9 protein-coding genes are annotated in these 5773 nt (G+C 43.2%); 3 read left to right on the forward strand and 6 right to left on the reverse strand.

Annotated features, from left to right (window positions below; genetic code table 11):
* From IQ229_RS24495 to IQ229_RS10380, 3 genes are all read right to left on the reverse strand, one after another.
* A partial coding sequence (locus tag IQ229_RS24495; protein WP_265582968.1) for an aldo/keto reductase occupies positions 1-315 on the reverse strand: 315 nt, incomplete at its 3' end.
* Complete coding sequence (locus IQ229_RS24500; RefSeq protein ID WP_265582969.1) at positions 312-752, reverse strand: aldo/keto reductase; 441 nt, start codon at positions 750-752, stop codon at positions 312-314. The genes IQ229_RS24500 and IQ229_RS24495, both read right to left, overlap by 4 nt.
* Before the next feature lie 91 nt (positions 753-843).
* Entirely contained in the window at positions 844-2025 is a 1182-nt protein-coding gene (locus tag IQ229_RS10380) for a low temperature requirement protein A (RefSeq protein ID WP_194043418.1), read from the reverse strand.
* Positions 2026-2230: 205 nt separating this feature from the next.
* On the opposite strand from IQ229_RS10380, the gene IQ229_RS10385 reads away from it, so the two are divergent.
* A complete protein-coding gene (locus tag IQ229_RS10385; RefSeq protein WP_194043420.1) occupies positions 2231-2455 on the forward strand; it encodes a hypothetical protein in 225 nt (74 codons plus the stop codon).
* Between the two features lie 102 nt (positions 2456-2557).
* On the opposite strand, the gene IQ229_RS10390 is transcribed toward IQ229_RS10385, so the two are convergent.
* Entirely contained in the window at positions 2558-2905 is a 348-nt protein-coding gene (locus IQ229_RS10390; RefSeq protein ID WP_194043422.1) for a thermonuclease family protein, read from the reverse strand.
* 15 nt (positions 2906-2920) lie between these two features.
* On the opposite strand from IQ229_RS10390, the gene IQ229_RS10395 reads away from it, so the two are divergent.
* Positions 2921-3070 carry a hypothetical protein gene (locus IQ229_RS10395; protein WP_194043423.1) on the forward strand — a complete coding sequence of 50 codons (150 nt, stop codon included), beginning with the start codon at positions 2921-2923 and terminating at the stop codon, positions 3068-3070.
* A 346-nt stretch (positions 3071-3416) separates the two neighbouring features.
* Here the strand turns inward: IQ229_RS10395 and IQ229_RS10400 are convergent, their stop codons facing one another.
* Positions 3417-4964 (reverse strand): phytoene desaturase family protein, encoded by a 1548-nt coding sequence (locus IQ229_RS10400; RefSeq protein WP_409339917.1) that lies wholly within the window; start codon positions 4962-4964, stop codon positions 3417-3419.
* 308 nt (positions 4965-5272) lie between these two features.
* On the opposite strand from IQ229_RS10400, the gene IQ229_RS10405 reads away from it, so the two are divergent.
* On the forward strand, positions 5273-5416 hold the full coding sequence (locus tag IQ229_RS10405; RefSeq protein WP_194043424.1) for a hypothetical protein: 144 nt from the start codon (positions 5273-5275) through the stop codon (positions 5414-5416).
* Positions 5417-5507: 91 nt separating this feature from the next.
* On the opposite strand, the gene IQ229_RS23905 is transcribed toward IQ229_RS10405, so the two are convergent.
* A partial coding sequence (locus IQ229_RS23905; protein ID WP_228013366.1) for a hypothetical protein occupies positions 5508-5773 on the reverse strand: 266 nt, incomplete at its 5' end.

A 5773-nucleotide genomic window follows, 5' to 3' on the forward strand; every position in this document is an offset into this window, starting at 1 on the left:
TTCTTTACCACGAGGATTTAAATATCTTTTGACAGAACTACCACGAAGACTAATAGACAAATCTTCTTCTGAGCGATATTTACCAGACAGAAAGCCACTGCACAGAGAAGAATAGCTAATCACACCAATTCCATGTTCTTGGCAAATTTGTTGTAAATCCTGCTCATAACCATCTCGGTCATACAAGTTGTAACGGGGCTGAAGGCTTTCGTAGCGAGGATAGCTATGCTGACGGCTGATTTCTAATGCCCTCCGCAAACGAGAACCACTATAGTTTGAAGCACCAATTGCACGTACCTTTCCTTGACGAATCAATTCTGCGTGGTTTCAAGAGTTTCTTCAAGTGGAGTGCTTTCATCGTCAATATGGGATTGATATAGATCGATATAATCGGTTTGTAGCCTTTGCAATGAGTCTTCAACAGCTTGTTGGATGTGTTTGCGAGAAAGCCCTTTGCCTTTAACACCCATATCGTTGCCAACCTTAGTTGCAATCACCACTTGGTCACGATGACCACGCTGCTTGAGCCATTTTCCTAATATTGTCTCAGATTCTCCCCCAATATTTCCTCTCACCCACTTGGAATAGACATCTGCTGTGTCAATAAAATTACCTCCAGCCGCTATAAAGCAATCTAAAATCTCAAATGAACTATTTTCATCAATTGTCCAGCCAAAAACGTTACCACCAAAAGATATTGGTGATACTTCTAGTCCTGAACGCCCAAGTTTACGTCTTTGTGTAATGACCATGAGTTTTTTCTCAAGACAGTTTTAATTTTTCATATTTCAATTGCATGGATACATCGCAGTGGCGCACAGATGTGCGCCACTACGCTAAAAGCTAGATTTCTGGGTCAACCAAGCGGGTAGTGAAACGGCTCTGATACAAATCTTGAACGACTTGGACAGCAGAAACTACAGCTACAAGGCTAATGACTGCAACAGGTAACAAACCTTTCCCTAAAATGGCGATCGCTAGCAGCACGACTGCACCCGCAAGTCGATACTGGGAACGGATTTTGCAATAACGGATCACCCCAAATCTATGGAGAATACTGACAGCTAGAGAGCATAATGCTACTGAACCACAGATGAGCCATCGCTGGGAATCGGGTAGTGCTAAAGTTGGCTTACTCAACAAGATTTGTTCTACACCGACTCCAGCAGCAGTAATCCCAATCACTAGCGGTAAATGGGTGTAAAGCCAGAGATTAACAACACCAACTTTTCCATGTGTCCGCGCCATCTCAATAGGTTTACCACCCAGGTTATCAAAATAAACCCACCACCAACTAAAGGCGATAATTAGACCAAACACGGCGGAAATTACGGTCAAAACATCCCATTTCTGCTCAGAGACACCATTAACTACTGCAATGATTGCTTCACCCAAAACAATAATGGTGAATAGCCCGAAACGCTCCGGTAAGTGCGAGGCGTGGGGGAGTAACCCGATCTGAAACTTACGTCCTGTTAGGGGTGTAGCAAAGTCAATAACAATTCCCAGCGTCCAAAATCCGAACCGCCAAGGAATGGGTACAGATGCTGATATTAACCACAGCAAGGCTGCGATCGCAAAACCAATAGCGTAGCGAGTAGTTAAAGGACGTGCGGAGGGGATATGTCTTCCAGCACGGACGTACTCTATTACAAGCACAGCTCGACCAAAAGCATAGGAAATGGCAAAACCAGGGGAACTCTCATCCAAACCGTGGTGGATGTTAATAGCCATCGCTGCTGCTGTCAGCATTTGTAAACCAATCAGCAGTCTATGTCCCACATCATCGCTGTCAAAGCGGTTGGCATAGAATGTAGTGCCAATCCATGACCACCAAACTGGTATAAATAGAACTACAAACCCAAATAATCCTGATAGAGAAATATCCTCGTTGAGATTGTGGGCAAGTTGAGAAATTGCAACGACAAAAACCAAATCATAAAACAGTTCTAGCCAAGTGGCACGTCGTTCTTCTTCAGTGTCTTCACCAATGCGTAACCTTGGCGGTTGGAGAAAATTTGCCATAGTGCTAATTGCGAATCGCTAATTGATTTTTACCATTAGCTGTAAGCAATTGGCTATCTAGCACATCTATATGGCAGCATTGTTACAAGGCTTAGATCCTTGACTTTTAAAGAATTCAGGAATCTTGTTGTTTGCTTATTATGCAACAAACGCGATCGCATTCTGCTTTCCAAAGTTGGAAATGTAATTTCCGCCAAACTTACCTTTGAATGAGGAAAAACGTTCTCTTTTGGGCATTGTGAATCCCGCAGACTTTGAAAAAGCCGTTGTCATTGCCGCAAAGCTATGTTCAATTTGTGACAAGTTAAGCAAAAACAGAATTTGTCAAGAGGAGGTAGGGAAAGTGCTATTGTTTTACGCTGAACGAGCGATCGCTATTTCCCAAGCTTCCTTATTCACAAGTCTCAAATACTCATTAATGGAATTTTAATAGCCATTCGCGATCGCCATTTTTTAGAAGTTGCGCTCACTCTTATATTAGCTGGTGTGAAAAAATCTTCTTAGCACTCAATTTGAAATTTGAAAGCTGATTTTATTTGACCTGACTCCACACTCCAGTTTTAGAAGCGATCGCTAATCCCTGAGCATTCTCGAAAGCTATTTGATTCGGGCATTCTACCCCACCAAGCCGCGTTTTAGCCAAACCACTCTTGAGTAATTCTTCCTGAAAACTAATCTCAGCCTCTACCTGTCCGCGAACCATGACTTCAGCAACAGTGCGCCCATCGCTGTCTTTTGCCACTGGAACGATCATCAGTTGATTATCGGCAGCAGCAATGAGCTTGAGTAGTTTCTGTTTTGCTTCATTAGCCAATGGTTGTCCTGGAATTTCACCCTGTTCTAGTTCCGGGGCATCAATTCCACAAAGCTCGACTGACATTTGGCTACCATCGGTTTGACGAACTGTGATGCTGTCCCCATCTGCTACTTGGGTAGCGATCCATTCTTCGGTAAGCGCGATGGATGGCTGGTTAGTTCTTTGGAAAATCGAGATAGCGCTGATGGTAGCTCCAGCGATGCCTGCGGTGGTAAACTACGCAGTTAAAATTATGCCAGTTCTCCACGATGGCTTCATATTGCTAGTGTTGTCACAATATTAAGAAAGCACCATTTTAACCGGATTAAAAATTTATTAGCGATTGTCTCATTAAGTCATCTAAACACAGTCCAATACTGTCTCTTCCTAAGCTTAGTTGTCTGAGATAATTTTTAAAGAGCAAATAGAGACTAATAACTTTACTGACTCATGTAGCCGGATTTTTAGTTCCAACTAGGGAATTCCTACGAACCTGGCTTTGGAAGTGATGGTGATTATACCAAAGGTAATTGATGGCACGGCTACTCCGTCGAGAAGTTGTCCGAGGGCTAATAATTAAAAGCCAGTCTTGTCCTTAACTTATCTCCTCCAACATAGCTAAATGCTTACTCAAAGGAGCCAGGGTATTAGCAACAATCATCCCACTAGCGACAACGGCGGGTAAACCGATGCCGGGGAATGTGGAGTCACCGCAGCACATCAACCCCGCTAAAGGTGTACCGTGACCAGGAAATAAACCTTTAGCGGCAGAAATTGCCGGGCCATAGGAACCATGATGGCGGCGTAAAAAACGTTCGTGGGTGAGGGGTGTACCAACCAGGGTGATTTCGCAACGGGTGCGGATATCGCTGATGATTCGTTCTAAAGCTTGCCACATCACCTCGGCGCGCGATCGCTTTTGTTGCTCATATTCCTGGCTTCTCCTATCTAGCCCTTGCCAAAGTGCGTAGGGTTCATTACCGGGAGTATAAACGTGAATTACGTGTTTACCTGGGGGTGCAAGGGATGGGTCAAGAATTGAGGGTATTGATACCACCACAACATTTTGCGGTGCAGTAATGCCCAATTGCCAATCATTAACCACAATATAATGACAAGCTAAATCTGCTGGTAAACCTTGAGCATCAATACCAAGATGCAAGTGCATAAAACTATCACACTCTGGTATGGCTTGGCGTTGGCTACGGAATTTGTTTGGTACTGCTCCTTCTGGTAATAGTTTTAACGTATCCCATACCGAAGCATTAGAAACAACTGCTCGCCGCGCCCGAATTTCTTCCCCATTTCGCAGTTTGACACCTACCGCCCGTTTACCTTGTACCAAAACTTGCTCAACATGAGAGCCTAACATTAATTTCCCGCCATGTTTTTCTAGTCCTTGCACCAATGCATTGACTAAAGCACCACTACCACCAACAGGGTAATCTAACGCTACTCCTGGTTTGTACCACTCCCCAAACATAAATGCGACTTCTGCGGCGTTAGTTCCTGATGCTGGTAGTCCAGAGAGGAGAAAACACAACAAGTTCAACCAGTTAATAATAAAGGGGTCATGGACAACACCATTCATGATCCGGTCAAAAGACCCCGTTAACTTGAGAATATTGGCAGTATGTTTAGCTAACGATGGAGCAAATTTACTGATAGTCAAAGCTGCACCTAAATCTAAACGTAATGCAGATGCAGGGAGAGCGATCGCCGCTGCGGCTAGTGGTGTCATCACCGCTTGCAAGCGTCGCCATTGGGACACTGCATCTTCACCTCGCAGCCTTGCCAGCACTTCACAAAACTGTTCTGCACCCACAGATGTATCAAAATCACCTTCTGGTAGCCGACAACCCCAAGTATTATAAGTCACACATGGCAAATCCACACCAATTACATCTAGCACTTGTCGTAAAGGGTTAACGGAAGGAGTGTAAGACAACCCAGAGTAAAGAGAAGGGCCACTATCAAACTTAAATCCTTGACGTTCAAAACTGTGCGCCGCTCCACCAGCAATTGTATGACTCTCACAAACAGTTACATCAAAGCCATATCGCGCCAAAACAGCAGCACAACTCAACCCCCCTATACCACTACCAATTACAACTACATCTACATCTTTTTGGTCCATAGTCATTAGTTATTAGTGCCTAGTCTATAGTTATTGTGCCAAGTTTTTCACTCTCAATAATTGAGGAGAAAGCAGATTCTCTAATATTTGGGTTTGCTGTGTCATTTTCACTTGCGGGAATTTTGTTCGTGGGACTTAGACAAAAACTAGCCAGAAAAAAGCCTCAAATTTATATACAGAGAGACTTTGACATCGTTTTGTCTAGTCTCTTGATATATCTGGGTTTTAAGCATTTTTGAGCATTTAGTGTATTTTTCTTGCCCTGTATGGGTTTGAGGATTGTTTGTGCCTCAAAAATGTTTAAGTCCCGATAAATGCGTAGCTTGTCGCCTTCTCTACGAGACGCTCCGCGAACGGCATCGCTCAAAATTATTGCTACTGACGATCGCTCTTTGGGGGTGCGATCGCTTTTCCACGCTAAAATTTATTTAATTTACCAGCCTCCCAACCACTTGTAAAAGTTATGGTGGCGATCGCACTCTGGAATCTTAGGCATAGTACCAGTTTAGTTGTTATAAAACTGATTTCTGCTATTAACAAGATATTTGCTTAACAGGATGCTGCCAATAATTTGATTTCTCTAATTCTCCTCTGTTTGTTGCTCAAAAATACTAAACCACCATAAGCATCATTTGGATATACTAAATTTTTTTCACTATCAATTGTTGATGAAAATGTAGAGTATGCTTTTTGAGCCATACTTGTGCGATTGCTTACCTTTAACCCGTTCTCAGTAGGATAACGCGAACTAGAAGCAGTAATTTGATGCACTTCACTTGTACTTGCATTCTTAGAATTTGAAAGCCCCTCAATTT

It is taken from the genome of Nostoc cf. edaphicum LEGE 07299 (genome assembly GCF_015207245.1).
GTDB lineage: Bacteria > Cyanobacteriota > Cyanobacteriia > Cyanobacteriales > Nostocaceae > Nostoc > Nostoc edaphicum_B.

Coding starts and splice junctions, on each gene's coding strand:
- IQ229_RS10390 (WP_194043422.1), bottom strand. CDS start 2,905: ATGTCAGTCGAGCTTTGTGGAATTGATGCCCCGGAACTAGAACAGGGT.
- IQ229_RS10405 (WP_194043424.1), top strand. CDS start 5,273: ATGCGTAGCTTGTCGCCTTCTCTACGAGACGCTCCGCGAACGGCATCG.
- IQ229_RS10380 (WP_194043418.1), bottom strand. CDS start 2,025: ATGGCAAATTTTCTCCAACCGCCAAGGTTACGCATTGGTGAAGACACT.
- IQ229_RS10400 (WP_409339917.1), bottom strand. CDS start 4,964: ATGACTATGGACCAAAAAGATGTAGATGTAGTTGTAATTGGTAGTGGT.
- IQ229_RS24500 (WP_265582969.1), bottom strand. CDS start 752: ATGGTCATTACACAAAGACGTAAACTTGGGCGTTCAGGACTAGAAGTA.